Source organism: Vagococcus carniphilus (assembly GCF_014397115.1).
Lineage (GTDB): Bacteria > Bacillota > Bacilli > Lactobacillales > Vagococcaceae > Vagococcus > Vagococcus carniphilus.
The window spans coordinates 389,731-411,552 of record NZ_CP060720.1 but is presented as its reverse complement, the minus strand read 5'-3'; the positions used below and the strand labels follow the sequence as shown (position 1 = coordinate 411,552).

Genomic DNA, 21,822 nt, shown 5'->3' with positions numbered 1-21,822 from the left:
CCTAATTAAAAATGATCAAATATTTCAACAGGTTGGAATTGATATGTTTCAGAAAATTGGTTTAAACTTTCTTTGGAACATTCAATCAAATTAAGATAACTTAATTCTTCTATTGTCTTGTAGCCAAAAAATAATGCTGACAACGCCTGTATACTAATTTCTATTATAACATCATCATTTGCTACTTGATCATTAATTCTCTCTATTTTTCCATTTTCAACCTTGAATAGTCCATCGTTCCATTCACACAGTGGGTCTTGAATGTTTAAATAAAAACAATTAGTTGTTGTTTTTACTGGCACAACAGACATCGTTTTTTCAACATCTACTATTCTTCCCATAAATTGATTTCCTACCAAACGATCACATGGAACAGCTGTTAGAAAATAATTTAATGGGTGATGGATACTTGAGACCCCTTGAATTTTAAAGAAGTTAGAACGATGAAGTGTTATGTAGTGAAGCAATTGTTTTTGCGCTTCATACGTTTTCGTTACCAAATCTTCCATCAAAAAGGTAGTCCCTGATTTTCGATAACGCATGAATCCATCTTCCACCAAAACAAAATAACTATCTGCTTCTCTTAATTCCAGTCGTTCCCACCAAAGCTCATCACGGAACATCCAACCATGTTTCATTTCAGCCACTTCATTATACAATATCTGTATCTTCTCTTTAGGCCAATCATTAAAATCAAATCGATGAAAAACTGGCACACTATCTAATTTAATCTCTGGAAAATCACGCATATCAATTTCATAATTAATACTATCAAACATCACTTCCCAGCCCATTTTTCGGTAGTAACCAACAGAAAAAGGACCTAAAACAGAAACATATTGTTCTTCTTCTCTCATCAATTTTAATGATTCTTTGATAATTTGTTTCATTACACCACCACTGCGAAATTCAGGATAAACTCCTACAAATCCCACACCTGCCATTTTAAAGGTATGCTGGTACAGTTGTTGAGATAATGGAAGTGACATCATTTGACCAACAAGTTTGCCATCTGAAAAAGCTCCCGTGCTAGTTGAATGCTTTGTCCAATTAATATAATCGGTTAGTTTATCTCCAGTATACTTTCTGCTGAAACAATAATCTCTTAGTGGAACCATTTGATCTATTTCATTTGATTCTATTCTACGAATATCCATGTTATCACCTACTTATATAAAAGGTATTTGCTTCTTTTTTCTTTAAATTCTATCACTAACTCTTCATCATCCATACTTACTTCATATGGGTGACCTGCTAAATGAGTGAAGAATAAATGGGGAGAGGTTTCAAAAGGAATCTTCACTTCTAATTGATCCGGGTACATCTCTTGAATCATCCTTAATAATTTATACACCGCGTCAAGAGGCTCACTCTTTTCTTTATCAAACACATGGCACTGAACCCCTTCACAGGCTTCACCTTGATGCTTAGAAAAAGTCGGTGTAAAAAAGACAGGTCTAAATTTTATTCCGGACAAGCTTAATTCATTTAAATTTTCAGCTAATTTCGTTCCATTAATAAACGGAGCTCCAATTATTTCAAAAGGTTTTGTTGTACCTCTTCCTTCTGAGAGATTGGTGCCTTCAATCAAACAAGTTCCTGTGTAAAGCCAAGCGGTTTCTGGTGTTGGAATATTTGGTGACGGCATCACCCAAGGTAATCCAGTTTCTTCAAAAGTCATGCCGCGTTTCCATCCCTTAATTGGAACCACCACTAGATCTGCTTGAACTGCTAATTCTTCATTACAAAAATAGGCTAATTCTCCAACTGTCATACCATATACATTAGGAATCGGTAACATTCCCACAAAAGAAAAATAAGCTTCTGGCATCAAATGACCAAAGACATGATTACCGCCCAAAACGTCCACTCTATCTAAGACGATAAATTGAATATCTGCCTCTTTAGCTACTTTCATACTTAGATACATCGTATAGATGTAGGTATAGTAACGAGAACCAATATCTTGAATATCATAAACTAAAACATCTAACTCTTTAATGTCTTCAAGAGAAGGAGCTCTTTTATCACCATACAAACTAATCACTTTTTTAGAGAAATAAGGATCAAAATAGCTTGCTACATCTTCACCTGCTTGAGCTTCTCCACGAATCCCATGCTCTGGTGCAAAAAGGATAGTTAAATCACATAACTCATCCAAAACGGAAACACTCGAATCAAACTCTTTTGTTAAACCAGTAACATTAGTGATCAATCCTACTTTTTTCCCTTTAAGGTTTTCTTCAAAAGGAGAACCTTTTAGATAATCAATGCCATTTTGAACGATACTCATGTTAACCTAACCTCTTTCTCTAAAATAAAATTTTTGCCACGGTTTTATTGTATCTAACAAGAATAATTCTTCTTCTACGACTCTTCCAACTACATTTGATTTACCTGAATTTTCCATATCACTCAAAGCAATTTGCAATTCACCAGCATAATGACCGTATAGATCACTTTCAATAATAATATCTCCCTTTTTAATCATTTGAGGTGCGTTAAAAACTGGGAAAGGATGCCCTTTATATTTCACACGACTCATCGTAGATCGAGCAATATTACCTGAAAAATCACCACGGTTATAATGCGGCTCTTCTAAAACAATTGAGCGCTCTACATCGGGAATACTTTCTACTAATTCAACATCCAAACAAAGCTTAGTTAAGTCTAATCCTTTTATAGAATCAAATTCTTCGTCTGATGCAAAACAGTTTGAAATGATAATATCATCCACAGCGTTAATTGAAATGAAATGTTTAATTTGAGTCGCTAACGGTAAATTACGGTGCATCTCTAATGTTGGTAAACCATCTGTCACAGGCCATGGACCATAACTATCTGGTGATTGACTTGTTATAAAGGCTGCCGTTCTTAATCCAAATTTCTTAAATCTATCAGTACACTCTAAAAAGTAATCCATCGTCAATCCTGAATAACGATGTGGATAAAAATTATGACAGCCTCTTAAATTGTATTGATTTGGTAAGAAATCCATAACAGTTTCAATGTAATGAGTATTGTTGCTCATGTTGACTTCAATGCTTAACCCTTGAGGATTAAAAGTCATTAACGATTCTTCGCTACCACCATAACCATAATCAAGACGAATGCCATCTGCTTGCATCTCTTTAAAGAAACTTAAATCATCATAGCTAATGTCTAAATCAGTAAAAACTTTAGGACTAATATCAATAATAATTTCAAACCCTAAATTTTTAGCAAATTCATTAATTTCTTTAAATTCATTAACTAACACATCTTTGTCTTGACTGTCCACAGATAATAAGCAAGAAAAAATTCTTGAGAATCCTGCTTGATGAGCTTTTTCTATATAGTTTTTCATTTCTTCAACAGTTGATTTTTCGGGATAAATGGAAATACCTAATTTTCTCATGATTTTGCCTCTTTTCATAAAATTAAAGGAGTGAGGACACAATAACTGTATTCCCACTCCAAAACGGTTTATTTTTTAGCCAAGCAAGTCTTTTACTTGTTGTAAAAGTTTTGGACCGCCTAATGGGCTATATGCCATTGGTTCAATTTGTCCACATGGAACACCAGCTTTATCTGCTTCTTCTTTTAAAAGAGCAAAGCGATGCTTAATTTGAGGAGCTACCATAGAAACATCGTAACCTTTTTTCACTTCATCTGGAAATTGTTGTGTACTAACAGCTAAAACATCCATTTCCATTCCTTTAGATGCTGCCTCTTTTTTCAATGCGTTTACTGCGATAGTACTTGACATACCTTGTGAACATACGAATAATACTTTCATTCTAATTTCCTCCCTTTTTAATCTTAGTTTACTTCAAATACTAATTGATTTCTAGTTTGCTTCTTGAGCCATTTCCTCAGCATACATTTTCTTGTCATAAGCTTTAACAAATGGGTAATAAATAATAAAGTAAATTGCTAGGTTAATCATTACTAAAATAATTGCTCTCCAGTCTCCGTTTGTTGATAAGTAAGCTTTAATTGGTGCTGGAATCGCAAATGGTGTTACCACTGAAACTTTAGCAACAAAATCAAGTTTCATTACAACGTAGGTAATTGTTGTTGTCACAACTGGTGCTACCACAAATGGAATAGCTAAGATTGGGTTTAATACAATTGGAGCTCCAAACATGATTGGCTCATTTATATTAAAGATACCTGGAATTAATGATAGTTTACCGATTTGTTTCATATAAGTTGATTTACTCATCATGAATAAAATACAAAGAGCTAGCGTACCACCTGAACCACCGATCCAAATAAATAAATCAAAGAATCCCTCAGTCCCAATATTTTGAGCAACACCGCCATTAGCAACTTCTGTAATATTTTGTTCTAATAAAACTAACCATAACGGACGAACAATTGAACCAATAACAGAAACACCATGTACACCTGCAGACCATAGTAAACAAATTAGTAATACTGGAATTAAAACACCTAAGTAAGTATTTCCTGCAATATCAACTACTGGTTCGAAAACTTTCATAATAGCTTCGTTGATGTTGAACTTTAAAATATGACAAACGAACCAAATTAATGTAAGAGAAATCATACCTGGAATAATTGCTTCAAAAGAACGTGCAACAGAATCTGGTACTTGTTCTGGTAATTTAATCGTGACATTTTTTTCCTTACAGAAACGTAAAATTTCAACTGCTAAAATCATTGTTAAGATGGCAGTAAACATACCTCCGCCACCAAGGAAATTCATTGGTAAAACCCAGCCTAATTCTTCTCCACTTTCAGCCGCTGTCCCTATAACTGGTGTCATAGTCATTAAGAATGTTCCAAGAGCCAAACTACCTCCAGAAACACCATCTAATTCATAGGACTTAGCCAGCGAGTAACCCATACCATATGAGGCATAAAGCGCCATCAAACCAACAGTAATACGATACGGTAACATAATAGATGGAACATACGGTTGAATAAACTCAGTCCATGCAGGAATCGGGAAATTAACTAATAAGACAAAGAAACTACCAATCATAATTAATGGCATGGTTGAGATAATACCATCACGAACTGCTCTTAGATGCTTTTGTTCGGCTAATTTTGCCATTGGAGGCAACATTTTATTTTCAATCCAACTAAAAAATTTATTCACTTTTTACTCTCCCCTTAAAACTTAATTTTTAAATCACTCATTTTTATTCTCGATACTTCAAAACCTGCGACTACCATTGAAACCCCATTCAAAATTATCAAGTATTGAACAATCGCTGGAACAGATTTAAAAAGAAGGGTTGGGAAAATGGTTACGACCAACATCCCAACTAAAATATATTTTCTTTTCTTAAACTCTTGATAAACATACTGGCCCAAATGAATAGACAACAAGAAAACAACCATAAAAATAATGACTTTAAAAAGAATCATGTTTATCCCTCATTTTCATTGCTCTTTATTTTAATGCATCCATTTTTTTATGCATGCTAATCATACATTCAATTAATGATTTAGCTTCAATTGCCGTCATCAAATGATCTTGTGCATGAACCATTAATAAACTAACTTCTGTTTTTTCACCAGCAGCTTCTTTTGAAATCAAACTAGTTTGAACTTTATGTGACTCAATTAGATTTTGATCTGCTTCTTTTAATAAACGATCTGCTTCATCATAGTCACCTTTTTCAGCAGCAGCTAATGCTTCATATGATAAAGATTTTGCTGTTCCGCCGTAATTAATAATATTAAAAATAATTAGTTCCATATTTTCTTGTTCACTCATTACATTCCCTCCTTTTCTTTTTGATTAACAATGTCATAGATTTTTCCTGAAGAATTGACTAAAAGATTTTTTGCTTCTTCATTCGATACTTCAAGTAAAATCATTAGAATAGCAACTTTCACATTTTGCTCTGAAGCAATAAATGTTTTTTCAGCAATATCATCATCACAATTAGTTGCAGCTTTAATAATGTTTTTAGCTCTAACAACTAGTTTTTCATTCGTTGGTTTTACATCCACCATTAAATTGCTGTATACCTTACCCGTTTGAATCATCAGAATTGTTGAAATCATATTTAGAACCATTTTTTGGGCTGTGCCCGCTTTCATTCTTGTTGAACCTGTTACAACTTCTGGTCCTGTCACCACCTCAATTGGATAATGACTCACTTTACCAACTTCTGAATTGGAAACACATGAAACTGAAATGGTTTCTGCTCCGATACTATTAGCATATTCTAAAGCTCCAATAACATAAGGTGTTCGTCCAGAAGCTGCAATACCAATTAAACAATCTTTACTAGTTAATTTATTATGTTTTAAATCTTCAATGGCAAGTTCTTTTGAATCTTCCGCGCCTTCTACTGCTTTAAACATGGCATTAACTCCACCAGCTAAGATACCAAAAATATACTCTTCTGAAACACCATAAGTTGGTAGACACTCAACAGCATCTAGAACGCCTAACCTCCCAGATGTACCTGCACCAATATAAATGATTCTTCCGCCTGTTTTGAACTTTTCTAGCGCTGTTTGAATGGCTTTTTCAATTGCTGGACTAGCCTTTTTAACTGCTTTAGAAACGGTTTCATCTTCTCGGTTAATTAATTCAATCAGCTCATCCACAGAGAGTGAATCAATTGCCAATGAATGTGGATTTCGATTTTCTGTTTCTAATTTCGATAAATCTATTTTCATTTCCCGCCCCCCTTTTTCTTTTCTCACACACAGTGTATCACAATAAAATAATATTTCAATGTTTTTGTTTAAAAAAAGAAATATATTTTCATTAACAAGATTTTTCATCTTTTTTTTGGTACAATCATTTCGAGGTGATAAGACATGAAAATTGGAATTGATGCTGGAGGAACTAAAACAACAGCTCAACTATTTAACTCAGATGGAAACATTATTAAAACTGTTAAAACAGGATTTGGTAATCCTTTAATTAATTACAGAGAAGCTTTAAATAATATTGAAGAGGCTATTGATAATTTAATTGATGCCTCACCAAGCCCACTAAAAAAAATCGCAATTGGTTCTGCAGGTGCCGAATCAGGTGGTTACGTTGAAGAGATGACTCATTATTTTGAAAAAAAATTTCAAACCTCAGTCATTGTTATGAGCGATTTATCACTCAGTCATATAGCCACTTTTAATAATAAAGACGGTATTTTGCTTATTGCTGGAACTGGTTCATCTTGTTTATACCGAAAGAATGGACAATTTTATCAAAAGGGTGGTTGGGGACATATTTTAGGTGATGAAGGGAGTGCTTATTGGTTAGGGTTACAATTACTAAAACAACTAATGGCTTACTTCGATCAATCACCATTATTAAAAGATGCTGACATTCTAATCCCAGAACTTTTAAAGTTATTCCCTTCTAAAAAAGAAGTAATCGAATTAGTTTACCGAAAACCTAAAGCATATGTTGCTGAAATAGCTCAACTCACAGAGGATTTTAAACAAGCAGAGTTTATTCAAGATTTAAATAAGGAATGTGCTAACCATTTAGCTAATTTAGTTCTTTCTTCTACAGAAACAACTGGTGAAAAAGTTTTGAGTATCGCCTTAGAAGGAAGTGTCATCACTAAGAATAAGGCTATTCAAACTCATTTTCTAAAAAATTTAACTGATACTGGTTATACAGTAAACTTAATAACAACTTCTAGTGGAACTAACGGTGTTTTATATATATAACAAAAAAGGCTGTGATAATAAGTATAAAACTTAAATCACAGCCCTTTATTTATGTTATTTAAACGCCTTTAACACGTCTTCAATCATTAATTCAGTTGATTCAATTCCACCACCTGACAGATACCAAACATCTGGTGTTAACGAAATAACTTTATCATTTTTCCCGGCATTTGTTTGTTTCACTAATTCATTTTCAGCAACATTATTTTTACTGTCATCTCCACCAATTGCTTTTGTTCTATCAATAACAAAAAGAATATCTGGATTTTTCTCTAACACATACTCATAAGACACTTCTTGACCATGAGTTGATGCTTCAATTTTATCATCTGCTAAAGCAACACCAAATGTATCATGGATAATCCCAAAGCGTGAACCTTCACCGTAAGCAGATAGTGAACCTTCATTCACTAAAGTAACTAATCCTTTTTCCTTACTTTTTTCAGCTTTTTCTTTCACTTCTTTGATGCTTGTTTCTAATTTGGTAATCTTTTCTTTTGCTACATCTTCTTTATCAAAAATAGTACCTAATGTTTCAATATTTTGTTTCGTTGATTCCCATGTTTTACTACTATCCACACCTAAATATAATGTTGGTGCAATTTTTTCTAAGTCCGCTTGAGAATCTTGTTGACGTCCTGAAATAATAATCAATTCTGGTTTCATCGCATTGATTTTTTCTAAGTCTGGCTCTTTGATACCTCCAGCCGACTCAACAGAATCAAAACTAGATAAGTATTTAGGTAATGTTTTTAATGGAGCTCCTACAACGCTATCGCCTGCTCCTAATTGATTGATTGTATCTAAAGAACCCATATCAAAAACAACTACTTGTTTAGGATTTTTGGGAACTTCGATTTCTTTCCCTTCACTATTCTTAACTTTTATTGTTTTTTCTTCTTTTGCTACACTACTTGTTTTTGTTTCTTCTTTTTTATCCTCAGCTTTATTGCCACATGCCCCTAAAAATAATCCTGTCACTGCCAAAAGACTTACTAAGCCGACTAATTTTTTCTTCATTTTCTTCCATTCGCTCCTCTTAATTAAAATACAAACAAAATCTCTTTCCTTCCATCTCACAGACACGAACACTCATGTCATAAAGATCATCCAAAACTTCTTTTGTGATAACTTCTTCTGTTGTTCCTGTTTTAAAAATTTTACCTTCTTTCATTGCTACAATTTCATCTGCATAGCTTGCTGCAAAATTGATATCATGAAGTACTATAATGACTGTTTTTTTCTTTTCATCCACTAATCGACGAATTGTCTTCATTAATTGAACCGCATGATTCATATCTAAATTATTGAGTGGCTCATCTAGGAATATATACTCTGTATCCTGAGCTAGAACCATTGCAATATAAGCTCTTTGTAATTGTCCTCCAGAAAGTGTATTGATGCTTTCTTCTGCTAAATCAAGTAACCCAAGATAAGACAAGGCTTCTTCAATTTTTTCTTTATCCAAAGCAGTTAACTTTCCTTTACTATGGGGAAACCGACCAAACGCCACTAACTCTCTTACTGTTAATTTAAGCTGTGTTCCATTAGCTTGTTTTAGAATCGATAACTTTTGAGCTAGTTGCTGTTGATTCCAAGTTTTTATTTCTTCTTTCTCTAAATAGATGCCTCCTTGATCCTTATCAATCAAACGGCTCATAATAGAGAGCAGAGTACTCTTTCCAGCCCCATTAGGACCAATAAAAGCTGTCAATTTATGAGGGGTTACTTGGTAATCAACTTCATGAATAACTTCTTTTGTGCCATACTTTTTTGTCACTTGATCTATTTGCATCACGTATTTCCTCCTCTCTCCTTTAATAGTTTCCAAACAAAGTAAAGGCCACCACTAAATTCGATTACAACACTTAAGGTTGTATTCATTTGAAAAACTTGTTCCACTAAAAATTGACCTGAAACAAGAAATAAAATACTTAATAACGCACCAGCTAAAAAAAGAAAAGTGTGCTTATAAGTTTCTAACCATTGATATGTCACATTAGCGACAATAAAACCTAAAAAAGTAATAGGACCAATTAATGCAGTTGCTAAAGCAACGGATAAACTAATTAAAAAAAGAAGATATTTTTGAAACCTTCCTACGTTAATCCCTAAATTAATCGCTTGGTCCATTCCCAAATGAAGAACATCTAGCTTATTAGCTGCCTTCATAAAGAGGATAACAAGCAACATTACAATAGGTATTACCAAAACAAGGAGAGAAACTTCAACATTACTAAAACTAGCAAACAATTTCCCTTGTAATTTATCATATTCATTTGGATCCATCATCACTTGTAAAAAAGTACTCATACTCTTAAACAAAGTCCCTAAGATCATTCCAATCATTAACAATAAAAACAGATCTTGTTTCTCTTTTTTCAACAACGCTGAAAAAAGTAGAACACTTAAAAAGACCATCAATACTACATTTATGATAAACAAACGAGGATCTCTTTGATGAGAACTTCCCCAAATAAAAAAGAGGACTGTTTGAATTAAAACATATAGAGAATCAAAACCTAGAATACTCGGTGTTAAAAAATGATTTTGAGTTAGAGTTTGAAAGGTAATGGTTGAAAAACTTGTTAAAATGCCAACAATAACAAAGGCGAGTAATTTTTTTCCTCTTAATAATAAAGCAAATTCCCAATTTCCATATGTTTGATACGTTAAAAACAACATAATCATTGCTATCGTCAATACACTCAATAAGACTAATTGAATAATCATTTTTGATTTAATGTGTTTTCTCATTCTTTTGCCCCCTTTACCAGCAAGACAATAAAAATGATACTACCAATAACACCTACGATTAAACTGACAGGAACTTCATAAGGTTGCCTAATCACGCGGGATAATATATCACACATAACTAAAAATAAACTTCCTGAAACTGCAGTAATCCATAAGGTTTGCTTCATCTGATCACCATAAAATTGAGAAACGATATTTGGAATAATGACACCTAAAAAAGGAAGTCCTCCGATAGTTACAAGTGTCACACTACTTGTAACAGCAACTAACAAAAGACCTAGCATTTGAGTTCTTTCATAATTTAATCCCACATTAACAGCTATGTCTTCTCCCATGCCGACAATTGTAAATTTGTAAGCAAAAAAATAACAGATAATTAAAATTGGAACAGAAACGTAGATTAGCTCGTAATCTCCTTTAGTCACTGTGGCAAAATTACCCTGCAGCCATGAAGTCATATTTTGAATTAGTTGAAATTGATACGCAAAAAAAGTAACGACTGAACCAATAATGTTACCAAACATAACGCCCACAAGAGGTATCATGATTTGATTTTTTCCCGGTATTTTTTTAATTAATTGAATAAATAAGTAAGTGCCTAAAAAGGCGAAAATAAAAGCGATAAAAGAACGAATTAAAATTGAACTTGCTGGAAAAAATAACATGGCAACCAACATGCCTAATCTTGCACTGTCCATCGTTCCTGCTGTCGTTGGTGAAACAAATTTATTCTGAGTTAAGTGCTGCATAATCAACCCACAGACACTACTCGTTGCTCCAGCAATGATTAAACTAGCTGTTCGAGGAATGCGCGTATTCCAAAAAACAAGTTGCTCTAAATCACTAAATTGAAATAGATGAGTAATCGAGATACTCTGAACACCAACAAATAACGATAAAACTGAAAAAAAGATTAATAAACCAATAGGTATTGTTTTTTTCATAGTAACCCTTTCAATTTCCTAATTGATAATGATTTTCATTTCCAATCCAGTTTAACTAAATTGAAACAAAAATGCAATAGCTTTATAAAATCATGTTTAATCAAACCTGTGGTATACTTAAGGTATTAAACAAGAGAAAGGAGTTAGGTAATTGGCAAAAAAAGACATTCAAGATTATTTAGACAAAGGGATGTACGGAACACCCAAAATAAAACCCGATGAGCAAAAAAAATATCTGGGAACCTACCGAGAACGTGTTGTTTTCATCATGACATTTGATGAAGCTAAACAAAATGCCTACGATGCTTTTTGTTTAGAAAAATTCGCGAATCATCCAGATGGTACTTTATTAATTGACGCTAATAGTAGCATGACAATTCAAAATCATTTTATGAAGCTTACGCAGCAAAAAAAGATTGATTTTCGTCTTGTAGATTCAGATGCAGAACGTTTAAAGGGTGATGATATTGCCATGGTTTTTACTTTAAGTAAACCGATTGACTTAGAAGATATCTCAGTAAAAGAAAAACTTTCTAAAAAAATAACAACCACACCTAACGTTCAAAAAGAAAAAAAATCTGGGTTTTTTAAAAAAATATTCAGTTAATCTTCAAAAATACGCGATATGATAATTTTAATCATTATTTAAGAGGGGTTTTATTTTGACAAACATTAAGAATAAAAAATGGTTCATTCCTGTCGCTTCTGTTTTTTTGGTGATTCTCGCGTTTTCTAGTTTTTACTTTAAAAATAATATTCTTCATGCTGAAACAAATAAAACGGAAGCCTCATCTCCAAATCCAGCTGAAGAAAAAATCGATGACTTAATTAATTCTGCTAATCTTTTTGGTACTGTCGCAATTGTTAAAGATGGTGAATTTGTTTATACCAATAGTTATGGCTTATCAAATAAAGATAAAAATATCAAAAATACCACTGACACTATTTACCCAATTGCTTCTCTTCAAAAAAATATGACTGCTGTCATAATTGCTCAATTAATCAGCGAAGATAAGTTAACTTACGACACAACTTTAACTGATTTTTATCCTGATTTAGAACATGCTGATGAAATTACTATTCGCCAATTAATTGACCACACAAGTGGTTATGTAATGCCTGAAGTATCAATTGGAAAAGTTTTAACAACTGAGGATGAGCAATTAGCAAACGCTCTGGAAACTAGTGTCTTCCAAGATAACAACAACTATAACTATTCTAATGGAAACTATACGCTTTTAGCTGGAATCATTAAAAAGCTTGATGACATGCCTTATGAAGAAAGTTTACAAAAAAGAATTTTAGATCCTTTAGAAATGAATAATACTTATCTTTGGAATCATCTGCCTAAAGGTAAAACTATTCCAACTGAGTACTACCATAGAAATGATTCTGATTATGTAACAGATGGCGCCGTTTACTCTGAAGAATTAATGAGTACTTTACTTGGAGCTGGAAATCTCTACTCTACAGCAAAAGATGTTGCAACTTTTGAAATTTCTTTAAACAACGGTGTCTTACTAAAAGATGAAGATTATTTAGAACTTTTAGGAATTGAACACAATCAATTAATTGAACGAACTGGAAATATTTCTTCCGAAGGTACTCGAGGTGGCTATAGTAGTTATCTATACGGTGATATTACCAATCAAAATGTCATCATTTTTCTTTCCAACCAATCCAAAGATGAGTATCCAGAACAATTAATGACTAACATGTATGAACAATTATTATTACTTTAATTTTTTTATAGTAAGTCTATTTTAAAGGAGCGATTGTTATGGAACAAAGTAGTCTAATCAAAAAAGAATTAGCTCAAGCACTTCATGCTCACATCATGTTATTAAAAGACATTGATACAATTGATCACGATTCAGAAGAAGCTTTACGTTTTGTTTTCAGAAGTCTAGGCTTTATGTTAGAACGAATTCCAGAAGCCCTTGTCTCTGATAATGAGGAAGATCTATACTTTGCTGCTTTCCAATATTATAATTTACTAGCAGAATTAAAGAGTAATTTAGCTTTATCTTATCCTCATCTATCTATTGATTTACATAATTTCCCTGACTCTCATGTCGCTATATTAAATGACTGGTGGGAAAAGAAAACAGGATTGAAAGTGGACGAACCAACAAAGCAAACAATGAGTATACATTCCTAACGAAAATAGCTGTTGAAAAGCATTATACTTTTCAACAGCTATTTTTTATTTTTTAATTTCTGGATAAAGTAATCTTAAAACATCCATTGTTAACCGTCTACCAAGACCTGCAAACGGATAAATATGCATGTGCATAGCTGGGTTAAAGTTGCCTTCGATAATACCATAAGAATCATCTTCTTTATTTCCTGGCCTGTTTCTATCTGGAATAATCAAATCAATCCCACAAATCTTAGCACCTAACGCTTCTGTAGCAGCTTCTGCTATTTGTTTATAACTTTCATCCATCTCTTCTGTCACATCAATGGAATCACCACCGGTACTCACGTTAGAATTTTCTCGTAAATAAACAATTTGATCCTTTTTAGGAACACTCAAAATCGTTAATTCTTGCTCTTTTAGCATTAACCGTTCTAATTCACCTAGCTGAATTAATTCTAATGGTGCTCTATGATCTGTTCCTCTTAGCTTATCTTTATTTTTTTCAACAACTAATTCTTCAACAGTCATCACACCGTCCCCCACTACATTAGCAGGTGTTCTCAACATAACGGCGCGTGTTTTACCATCTAAAACAAAGAAGCGATACTCTGTTCCTGGTAAAAATTCTTCGACTAGAACATCAACATCTTCTTTAAAAGCGATTTCTAATGCTGTTTGGTAATCTTCAAAAGAAGCGCCATCTTTAAAAATAGAAATTCCTAAGCCGTAATTGGTCGATTTAGGTTTTACAACAAATCCTTTTTTGGCAAATAGCTCATAGCTATCTTCTGCCTTTTCCATTGTTGAAAATTCTTTTCCTCCAGGGACTTTAAATCCAGCTTTAGCCAGTACCTTTTTAGTAACTGTTTTATTTTCCATTAAAAGTGGCACAACATAAGAATCCTTACTTGTCATATTCGCATTTTTTACATATTCAACTCGTTTATTAAAACTCAACTTTAAGAATTGATCATTCTCATCTAATACTTCCACTTTTACGCCATTTTGAATGCTATCAAACATAAATATTTGAGTCGATAATTCCATATGACGATAACCTGATAACTGATAAGGACGCTCAAAAGCTTGTGAATGATAACGTTCTGCTAATTCTGTTCCTAACTCTTTGTTTTGTGCCACTTCTTTATCTTCAGCTAAAACAACACGAGCAGCTAACGTTTTTTCTGGTGCTTCTAATGCCTCTTTACCACGCTCAATTAATTCTCTTTCTTTATCAGAAAGATTCAATTGATTAGCCATTTCTTCCATTTGATTTAATAGCCAAATACCTTCATCATAAAGAGCTGTTTTATTAAATGGATTTTCTAAGGAGACTTGATCATTAATTTCCACTCCTTCGTCTAAGAGTGTTTTGATATCATCTCTTTCATCTAACCACAACATAGTCATCACAAATAAGTGAAGGAATTCTAAGGTTTCAAGAGTTGTACCATATTCTGCAAAAGGATCTAAGTCAATATTTCTCAACTCAATATAACGAACCCCTTTTTGACGTAACTCTTCTAAATTATCTGTTCCTCTCAATCGAACTGACGAATAAAATTCTTTAGCTTCTATCAAATCACCATTATCAACTAAATGCTCAATATCATCTACGTATTGATTTAAAGACTCATAAGAAGCTTTTATCTCTGGGCGATTGGTGTAGCCAAAATGACTATTTCTAATACTTCTAATTGGTTCATTTGGTGATTCCTCTGTAAAATAACCTGGTTTTGCGTATGGACTTGCACCAAATAAATAAGTTATTAACCAGCGATATCTTAAATAGTGGCGAGACGTTTTTAAATAAACTTCAGTTCTAAATTCTTCAAATGTTAACTCGCGAGACTCTTCTTCATACATTGCTTTCAACATCTCTTCTGAAAACTCAAAATTGTAATGAATCCCACTAACCATTTGTTTTCTTTTTCCGTAAACTTTTGCTAAATAGCGTCTGTAATTCACGTCACCTTGGTCACTTAATTTAGCAATAATTATTTCTCGGTCATCTTCTGGTAAGGTTGGTGGCATACTTAGAGGCCATAACCTTTCATTATCATCTAAAGAACGTAGTGTTACATCATGTAACGCCCCTAAAAAACGCAGTGTTTCTTCATTAGAATCAAATACTGGAGTAATTAATTCTATTTGAGTTTCACTAAAGTCTGTTTGTATATAAGGATGAATATCTCGACTTGCCACTTGTTTAGGGTGATCCGTTTTAGCTAAACACCCCTTTGGCGTAATACGTTGACTCTCTTTTTCCAAGCCAATACGGAATTCTTTAAATAAAGGTCTGATTGTTTCAGACGCCAGTGTCTCTTTTATTTTTTTTATCATAATTTGTCACCTTATGCCTTTATCATTCTTTTCTCCAATCATTATAGCACTCCTTAAAAACATTCTCTAAAATTCTGTTTCAAAAAAAAGAAGGTAAAAACAAAATTGATAATTAAATCAGTTCCGTTTTTTACCTTCTACTTGTTTATTCGGCTACTTTTTTCTTTAAAAAACCTAGTACAAGAGCACTAACAAATGATCCAATTAAAATGAACAATAAGTATAAAATTGGTTTGTTAACTAACATAATAACAAAAATACCACCATGAGGAGCCATCAGTTTAATACCTGTACCTCCAACAAGAGCACCAGCCAAAGCTGAACCAACCACAAAACTTGGAATCATTTTTAACGGATCAGATGCAGCAAATGGAATCGCTCCTTCTGTAATGAAAGAAAAGCCCATTACCACATTCGTTAAACCAGCGTCTTTGTCCTTTTGACTAAATTTATCTTTAAATAGAATAGTTGCAATTGCAATCGCTAAAGGTGGTACCATACCACCAGCCATAACCGCTGCCATCATAGGACTTCCACCTGTGGCAACTGTTGCAGCTAACGTCCCTGTACCAAAAACGTAAGCGGCTTTATTAATAGGGCCTCCTAAATCAATAGCCATCATACCTCCAAGTAGTGCTCCTAAAAGAGCGGCATTACCTCCTGATAAACCATTTAGGAAATTATTCAAACCTGTATTAATAGCTGCCATTGGTACATTAACTACTAGCATAATAGCACCTGTAATTAGAACTCCTAATAAAGGATAAAAGAGAATTGTTTTAATACCATCTAAAGATTTTGGTAATCCTTTTAATACTTTTCTTAAAAATTCAACGACATATCCGGCAATAAAACCACCTAGTAAGGCTCCTAAAAATCCTGCTCCACCAGCATTTGCTAATGCACCCGCTGCAAAACCTGCAACTAAACCAGGACGGTCACTAATACTAGAAGCAATAAATCCAGCTAATACTGGTAACATAAAACCAAAAGCTGCTCCACCAATCGTATTTAATTGAGCCGCAAATGGGTGATAACTACCTAATTTACTTAATTCACTATGAGGAACGCCCATTGTTTGGTCCACTAAAAAGGATAGGGCAATAATGATCCCGCCACCAATAACAAATGGTAACATGTGGCTAATCCCATTCATTAAATGTTTATAAATCTGAGAACCAATGCTTCCTGTACTTGACTCTTCTTCTGAAGCTTCACTACTACCACTATGATGATAAACAGGTGCTTTTTCAGATAAGGCTAAATCAATTAACTCTTCTGATTTTTTGATGCCATCACTAACAGGGCGATTAACTAAATGTTTACCTTCAAATCTAGCCATCTCAACATTTTTATCTGCGGCTACAATAACTCCGACTGCATTTTCAATATCTTCTTTTGTTAAGTGATGTTTAACTCCTTCTGAACCGTTTGTCTCAACTTTAATATCGACATTCATTTCTTTAGCTTTATTTTTAAGAGCATCTTCAGCCATATAAGTATGAGCAATCCCAGTTGGACAAGCTGTTACTGCCACCACAAAAGGTCGTTCTGGTGAAGCTTTAGCTTCAGTCATTTCATTGTGCTCTTCATCGTATTTCTTTTGAGCTTCATCAAATAAAGAAATTACCTGTTTAGGTTTAGTAGCTCCTTTTAATTGATTGATTAAATCTGGATTCAATAGTAAACGAGAAAGACCTGCCAAAGCTTGTAAATGAGTATCATTAGCCCCTTCTGGAGCAGCAATCATGAAAAACAGAAAAGTTGGTTGACCATCTAAACTCTCATAATCAACGCCTTTGCTACTCTTAGCAAATAAAACAGTTGGCTTAACGACAGCACCATTTTTAGAGTGGGGCATAGCAATCCCATCTCCTAAACCGGTGGAAGTTTGCTCTTCCCTAGCAACAATTCCGGCTTCAAAAGTAGCTTTGTCATTAATTCGACCTGCTTCATATAATTTATTGACCATCTCTTTAATAGCATCTGATTTTTTAGTAGCTTGTAAGTCCATAATCATGGCATCAACTGACAACAAATCAATAATTTTCATTTTCTTCTCCTCCTATTAATTTTTAACTTGATTTATTTTAACTTTTTCGACTAAATTTAAAATATCTTTTCCTAACGCTAAATCTTCACTAAAAGCTGTTGCGCTTCCTGAAGCAACCCCATAAGTAAATGCCTTTATAGGATCTTTATCTTGAACGTATTGACTGACAAATCCAGCCACCATAGAATCTCCTGCTCCTACTGAATTCTTTAAAGCCCCAGTTAACCCTGGTGCACGGTACACGCCTGTTTCATTAAACAAAGCTGCACCATCTTTTCCCATCGACAGTAGTACCTGTTCTGCACCCATTTCAACTAATTTTTCCCCATAAGGAATCATCTCTTCAAAAGAATTAAATGATGTATTAAAGATAGCTGCTAATTCATGATGATTTGGTTTAATTAGAACTGGATTGAATGGTAGAATATCTAGTAATTGGTCATTACTAATATCTACAACAAAAGGAATTCCCTCTTCCTTTACAAGTTTAACTAGCTCTATATAGACATCATTAGGTAAACCTTTAGGAATACTACCTGAGAAGACAACTAAATCTTCAGGTGTTGCATCTAACAACTGCGCTTTTAAAGCATCCAAATGAATCTTTTCAATCGTTGGTCCTTGTCCATTAATTTCCGTTTCTACATCACTTTTTAATTTGATATTAATCCGTGTATCTCCTGGTACTTCAATAAAATTAGTTATTAATCGCTCTTCTGCCAACCTTTCACGGATGAAAGTTCCCGTAAAACCACCGACAAAACCTAAGTTAGTTGATTCCACTTTTAAATTTTTCAGAATTCTAGAAACATTAATACCTTTACCACCTGGAAATTTATACTCTTCTGTTGTTTTATTCAATTCATCTAGCTTGAATTCTGGCACTCGAATCACATAATCAATCGCTGGATTTAATGTTACTGTATAAATCATTTTAAAACCTCCTTAATGGTTGTTTTGGTTCTTAGACGATCACTGATATCCTCTTCCAAGGAGTCTGTAATAATTAAAGCTTCTTCTAGATTACCTACCTTAGAAAAATTCACTTTACTAAACTTAGATTTATCTGCCAATACAAAAACATGTTGCGCTTGATTCATAGCAGTTTTTTTAGTTGCAGCTTCTTCTGCATCTGCTGTCGTATATCCATAATCTAAATGAATTCCATTTATCCCCATAAAAGCTCTATCAAAATAGCATGATTTAATTTGTTCAATGGCCTGACTGCTAACAGCGGCTTTTGTTGCCATCCGAATTTCACCACCTATCATAGTCGTTTTAATTCCTAAATCTGCTCCAGCACTTGCATGATATACGGAATTCGTTATCACATGAACGTCTTTTTCTTTTAAAAACGGTAACATTTCATAAGTTGTTGTCCCTGCATCTAGATAGATAAATTCTCCTGGTGAAACAAGAGACGCCGCATATTGAGCAATTCGCTGTTTTTCATGAATGTTTTTGGATGATTTCTCCCGCATGTTTAATTCTGTTTCTAACTTGATTATGCCTTTAGCACCACCGTGAACTCTTTTTAGAATTCCAGCTTCTTCCATCTCTTGTAAATCACGACGAATGGTTGATTCTGATACATCAAAAGTCATCATTAAATCTCTTGTTTTAATAATTTCTTGTTCATTTAATAAAGATAAAATCTTATGTTGCCTTTCTTCTGTTAACATATTAATCACTCCATATTTTTATAATACTATCATAAACGTTCTTTTTCAATCAAAAACCTTCATAATTCTAAAAAAAGAAGAAATCAAAGGAGAACGTCACCATTCTACTTGATTTCTTCCTCATTTTTTAATTTTCGTACATAGCCATTAAATCTTTAAATAGGCCATAAACAAATTGATTTGGTTCAAAGTCTTCTAAATCAGTAATTTTTTCTCCTAAACCAACTAATTTAACTGGTAAATGTAGTTCGTTACGGATAGCTAGAACCATACCACCTTTAGCTGTTCCATCTAGTTTAGATAAAACAATTCCTGTTACATCTGTCGTATCTTTAAACTCTTTTGCTTGGGTCATTGCATTTTGACCTGTTGTTGCGTCAACAACTAGCAATACTTCGTGAGGTGCTGAAGGATATTCTCTTTCAATAACACGCTTCATTTTTTCTAACTCTTTCATCAAATGAACTTTATTTTGTAAACGTCCAGCTGTATCCACTAATAAAATATCGTAATTTTCTTTTTTAGTTTTCTCTACAGCGTCAAACACAACAGCTGCCGGATCACTACCAGCACTATGTTTAACAACATCTACTTCAGCTCGCTTACCCCATACGGCTAATTGGTCAATCGCACCTGCTCTAAATGTATCTGCAGCTGCTAGTAAGACTTTTTTACCTTGTTGTTTGTAACGGTAAGCTAATTTACCAATACTAGTTGTTTTACCCACACCATTAACCCCAACAAAAAGAATAATCGTCGGTCCGTCTTTTTGGATGTTTAATTCATTATTTTCTTCTACACCCTCAGATTCGTAGATTTCAACTAATTTTTCAATAATTGTATTTTGAACGTCAGATTGTTTTTTAGCATTTTTCAGTTTCACTTCTTCTTGAAGTTCATCTGAAATACGTAAGGCTGTTTCAAAGCCAACATCCGCACTAATCAAAGCTTCTTCTAACTCTTCAAAAAACTCATCATCTACTACACGGAAGTTAGAAAATAAGTCATTCATAAATTGACCGAATGTTCGACGAGATTTTTCTAAACCTTTATCATACTTTTCAATGGTTTCTTCTTTTGGTGTAACAACAGGTTCTGGTTTTTCCTCCACAACTGGCATTTCAACCTTAACTTCTTTAATAACAGGCTCTTCGATAACAGGCGTTTCTACTACTTCTTCTACTACTTCTTCAACAACAGCTTCCTCGATATTAGGTTCTGGTGCGATAACAACCTCTTCTTGGGTCTCTTCTATCTCTTCTTTAGCTTCTTCTTCAGTAGTAGTTTCGACAGCCTCGGGAGAGTCCGTCTCTTCGGCTAATTCTTCTACTTCAGTCTCTTCTGTTGAGAGTAATTCTTTTTCTTCTTCTGGCTTTTCTCCCAGAACTGCTTTTTTTATCTTATCAAAAAATCCCATAAATACACTCCTTACTTAGTTAAAACAAACTTTTCAACAGCATAAGCAACGCCATCTTCTTCATTTGATTTAGTCACAAATTGAGCTAATTTTTTTACTCGTTCATTACCATTTCCCATAACAACACCCATACCGGCATATTCAATCATAGAAACATCATTTTCTTCATCACCAATTGCCATCACTTCAGATTGTTTAATACCTAATTCCTTGGCTAATAAATCAATACCATGAGCTTTACTAACCTCTGGATGAATAATTTCAAGTAGACACTCACGAGATTTCATTATGTTAAATCTATCATACCATTCTTGTGGCAATTGTTTTAATTTTTCATCTAAATAAGCTGGTTCTACTCCAACAACCATTTTATTAAAGGTAATTGATTCGTCTAATTCAGCTGGTGAAACTGTTTTAAAAGCTAAAATAGGATTTAATGTTTCATACAATGATTTTTTACTTTTTGATGTTGTCAAATTATAGCAAGTATCAACAGAAATAACATCTAAAGGTAAATCTAGTTCTGTCATTATCTCAGCCATATCTTGAACATCTTTTAACGTTAACGAATAAGATAACAACTCTTCTCCAGTATCATTCTTTTGAACAGCGCCTCCGTTAAACGTAATACTATAATCACCCGAGTCTCTTAATTCTAAGCGATTTAGATAAGATTCAACTGCTATTAGTGGTCGTCCTGTACAAAGAACAACTTTCACGCCTTGCTCTTTAGCTTTTGTTAAAACTTCTTTATTTCTATCTGTAATTGTTTTTTCATCGGTTAACAATGTACCGTCTAAATCGATTGCTATCAACTTAATCATTGATAT

22 protein-coding genes are annotated in these 21,822 nt (G+C 33.5%); 4 read left to right on the top strand and 18 right to left on the bottom strand.

The genetic code is table 11. From position 1 onward, the window contains the following. Window positions 1-5 precede the first annotated feature (5 nt). The 8 genes from H9L18_RS02120 to murQ all read right to left on the bottom strand — a co-directional run bounded on the left by H9L18_RS02120 (window position 6) and on the right by murQ (window position 6,648). Window positions 6-1,157 (bottom strand): GNAT family N-acetyltransferase, encoded by a 1,152-nt coding sequence (locus H9L18_RS02120; protein ID WP_126793596.1) that lies wholly within the window; start codon window positions 1,155-1,157, stop codon window positions 6-8. Between the two features lie 8 nt (window positions 1,158-1,165). Then, complete coding sequence (locus H9L18_RS02115; RefSeq protein ID WP_126793594.1) at window positions 1,166-2,293, bottom strand: exo-beta-N-acetylmuramidase NamZ family protein; 1,128 nt, start codon at window positions 2,291-2,293, stop codon at window positions 1,166-1,168. 6 nt (window positions 2,294-2,299) lie between these two features. Continuing rightward, window positions 2,300-3,397, bottom strand: coding sequence for a DUF871 domain-containing protein (locus H9L18_RS02110; RefSeq protein WP_126793592.1), 1,098 nt, complete (start codon window positions 3,395-3,397; stop codon window positions 2,300-2,302). A gap of 75 nt (window positions 3,398-3,472) precedes the next feature. Then, window positions 3,473-3,778: a PTS sugar transporter subunit IIB gene (locus tag H9L18_RS02105; protein WP_126793590.1), complete on the bottom strand. Its 306-nt coding sequence runs from the start codon at window positions 3,776-3,778 to the stop codon at window positions 3,473-3,475. 51 nt (window positions 3,779-3,829) lie between these two features. After that, entirely contained in the window at window positions 3,830-5,107 is a 1,278-nt protein-coding gene (locus tag H9L18_RS02100; RefSeq protein WP_126793588.1) for a PTS sugar transporter subunit IIC, read from the bottom strand. Window positions 5,108-5,121: 14 nt separating this feature from the next. Then, window positions 5,122-5,379, bottom strand: coding sequence for a hypothetical protein (locus H9L18_RS02095; protein ID WP_126793586.1), 258 nt, complete (start codon window positions 5,377-5,379; stop codon window positions 5,122-5,124). A gap of 25 nt (window positions 5,380-5,404) precedes the next feature. Beyond that, window positions 5,405-5,731, bottom strand: coding sequence for a PTS lactose/cellobiose transporter subunit IIA (locus H9L18_RS02090; RefSeq protein WP_126793584.1), 327 nt, complete (start codon window positions 5,729-5,731; stop codon window positions 5,405-5,407). Then, window positions 5,731-6,648, bottom strand: a complete 918-nt coding sequence (murQ, locus tag H9L18_RS02085) for an N-acetylmuramic acid 6-phosphate etherase (RefSeq protein ID WP_126793582.1) — start codon at window positions 6,646-6,648, stop codon at window positions 5,731-5,733. Before murQ ends, H9L18_RS02090 begins: the two co-directional genes overlap by 1 nt. A 144-nt stretch (window positions 6,649-6,792) precedes the next feature. On the opposite strand from murQ, the gene H9L18_RS02080 reads away from it, so the two are divergent. After that, a complete protein-coding gene (locus H9L18_RS02080) occupies window positions 6,793-7,653 on the top strand; it encodes an N-acetylglucosamine kinase (RefSeq protein ID WP_126793579.1) in 861 nt (286 codons plus the stop codon). A gap of 54 nt (window positions 7,654-7,707) precedes the next feature. On the opposite strand, the gene H9L18_RS02075 is transcribed toward H9L18_RS02080, so the two are convergent. The 4 genes from H9L18_RS02075 to H9L18_RS02060 are packed head-to-tail and all read right to left on the bottom strand — an operon-like array spanning window position 7,708 to window position 11,354. Further along, the gene (locus H9L18_RS02075) at window positions 7,708-8,673 is read right to left on the bottom strand and encodes a siderophore ABC transporter substrate-binding protein (RefSeq protein ID WP_126793577.1); all 966 of its coding nucleotides are present in this window, start codon (window positions 8,671-8,673) and stop codon (window positions 7,708-7,710) included. A gap of 19 nt (window positions 8,674-8,692) precedes the next feature. Further along, window positions 8,693-9,451 carry an iron ABC transporter ATP-binding protein gene (locus H9L18_RS02070; RefSeq protein ID WP_126793575.1) on the bottom strand — a complete coding sequence of 253 codons (759 nt, stop codon included), beginning with the start codon at window positions 9,449-9,451 and terminating at the stop codon, window positions 8,693-8,695. Continuing rightward, window positions 9,448-10,410 (bottom strand): iron chelate uptake ABC transporter family permease subunit, encoded by a 963-nt coding sequence (locus tag H9L18_RS02065; RefSeq protein WP_126793573.1) that lies wholly within the window; start codon window positions 10,408-10,410, stop codon window positions 9,448-9,450. The genes H9L18_RS02070 and H9L18_RS02065 overlap by 4 nt, the downstream gene beginning before the upstream one ends. Beyond that, window positions 10,407-11,354, bottom strand: a complete 948-nt coding sequence (locus tag H9L18_RS02060; RefSeq protein ID WP_126793571.1) for an ABC transporter permease — start codon at window positions 11,352-11,354, stop codon at window positions 10,407-10,409. Before H9L18_RS02060 ends, H9L18_RS02065 begins: the two co-directional genes overlap by 4 nt. Before the next feature lie 151 nt (window positions 11,355-11,505). Between H9L18_RS02060 and H9L18_RS02055 the strand changes: the two genes are divergently transcribed. Genes H9L18_RS02055 through H9L18_RS02045 form a run of 3 tightly spaced genes read left to right on the top strand, consistent with a single transcriptional unit; the run spans window position 11,506 to window position 13,515 of the window. Beyond that, entirely contained in the window at window positions 11,506-11,961 is a 456-nt protein-coding gene (locus H9L18_RS02055; protein WP_126793569.1) for a YueI family protein, read from the top strand. 55 nt (window positions 11,962-12,016) lie between these two features. Continuing rightward, complete coding sequence (locus H9L18_RS02050; protein WP_185847468.1) at window positions 12,017-13,096, top strand: serine hydrolase domain-containing protein; 1,080 nt, start codon at window positions 12,017-12,019, stop codon at window positions 13,094-13,096. A gap of 38 nt (window positions 13,097-13,134) precedes the next feature. After that, window positions 13,135-13,515 (top strand): hypothetical protein, encoded by a 381-nt coding sequence (locus tag H9L18_RS02045; RefSeq protein ID WP_126793565.1) that lies wholly within the window; start codon window positions 13,135-13,137, stop codon window positions 13,513-13,515. Between the two features lie 45 nt (window positions 13,516-13,560). On the opposite strand, the gene gshAB is transcribed toward H9L18_RS02045, so the two are convergent. The 6 genes from gshAB to H9L18_RS02015 form a co-directional block, all read right to left on the bottom strand. Continuing rightward, on the bottom strand, window positions 13,561-15,837 hold the full coding sequence (gene gshAB, locus H9L18_RS02040) for a bifunctional glutamate--cysteine ligase GshA/glutathione synthetase GshB (RefSeq protein WP_376765016.1): 2,277 nt from the start codon (window positions 15,835-15,837) through the stop codon (window positions 13,561-13,563). 148 nt (window positions 15,838-15,985) lie between these two features. Beyond that, entirely contained in the window at window positions 15,986-17,893 is a 1,908-nt protein-coding gene (locus H9L18_RS02035) for a PTS fructose transporter subunit IIABC (protein ID WP_126793561.1), read from the bottom strand. 15 nt (window positions 17,894-17,908) lie between these two features. Beyond that, complete coding sequence (gene pfkB, locus H9L18_RS02030; protein ID WP_126793559.1) at window positions 17,909-18,826, bottom strand: 1-phosphofructokinase; 918 nt, start codon at window positions 18,824-18,826, stop codon at window positions 17,909-17,911. Further along, on the bottom strand, window positions 18,823-19,575 hold the full coding sequence (locus H9L18_RS02025) for a DeoR/GlpR family DNA-binding transcription regulator (RefSeq protein WP_126793557.1): 753 nt from the start codon (window positions 19,573-19,575) through the stop codon (window positions 18,823-18,825). The genes pfkB and H9L18_RS02025 overlap by 4 nt, the downstream gene beginning before the upstream one ends. Window positions 19,576-19,702: 127 nt before the next feature. Continuing rightward, window positions 19,703-20,992, bottom strand: a complete 1,290-nt coding sequence (gene ftsY / locus H9L18_RS02020; RefSeq protein WP_126793555.1) for a signal recognition particle-docking protein FtsY — start codon at window positions 20,990-20,992, stop codon at window positions 19,703-19,705. A gap of 11 nt (window positions 20,993-21,003) precedes the next feature. After that, window positions 21,004-21,816, bottom strand: coding sequence for a Cof-type HAD-IIB family hydrolase (locus H9L18_RS02015; protein WP_126793553.1), 813 nt, complete (start codon window positions 21,814-21,816; stop codon window positions 21,004-21,006). Window positions 21,817-21,822: the final 6 nt, after the last annotated feature.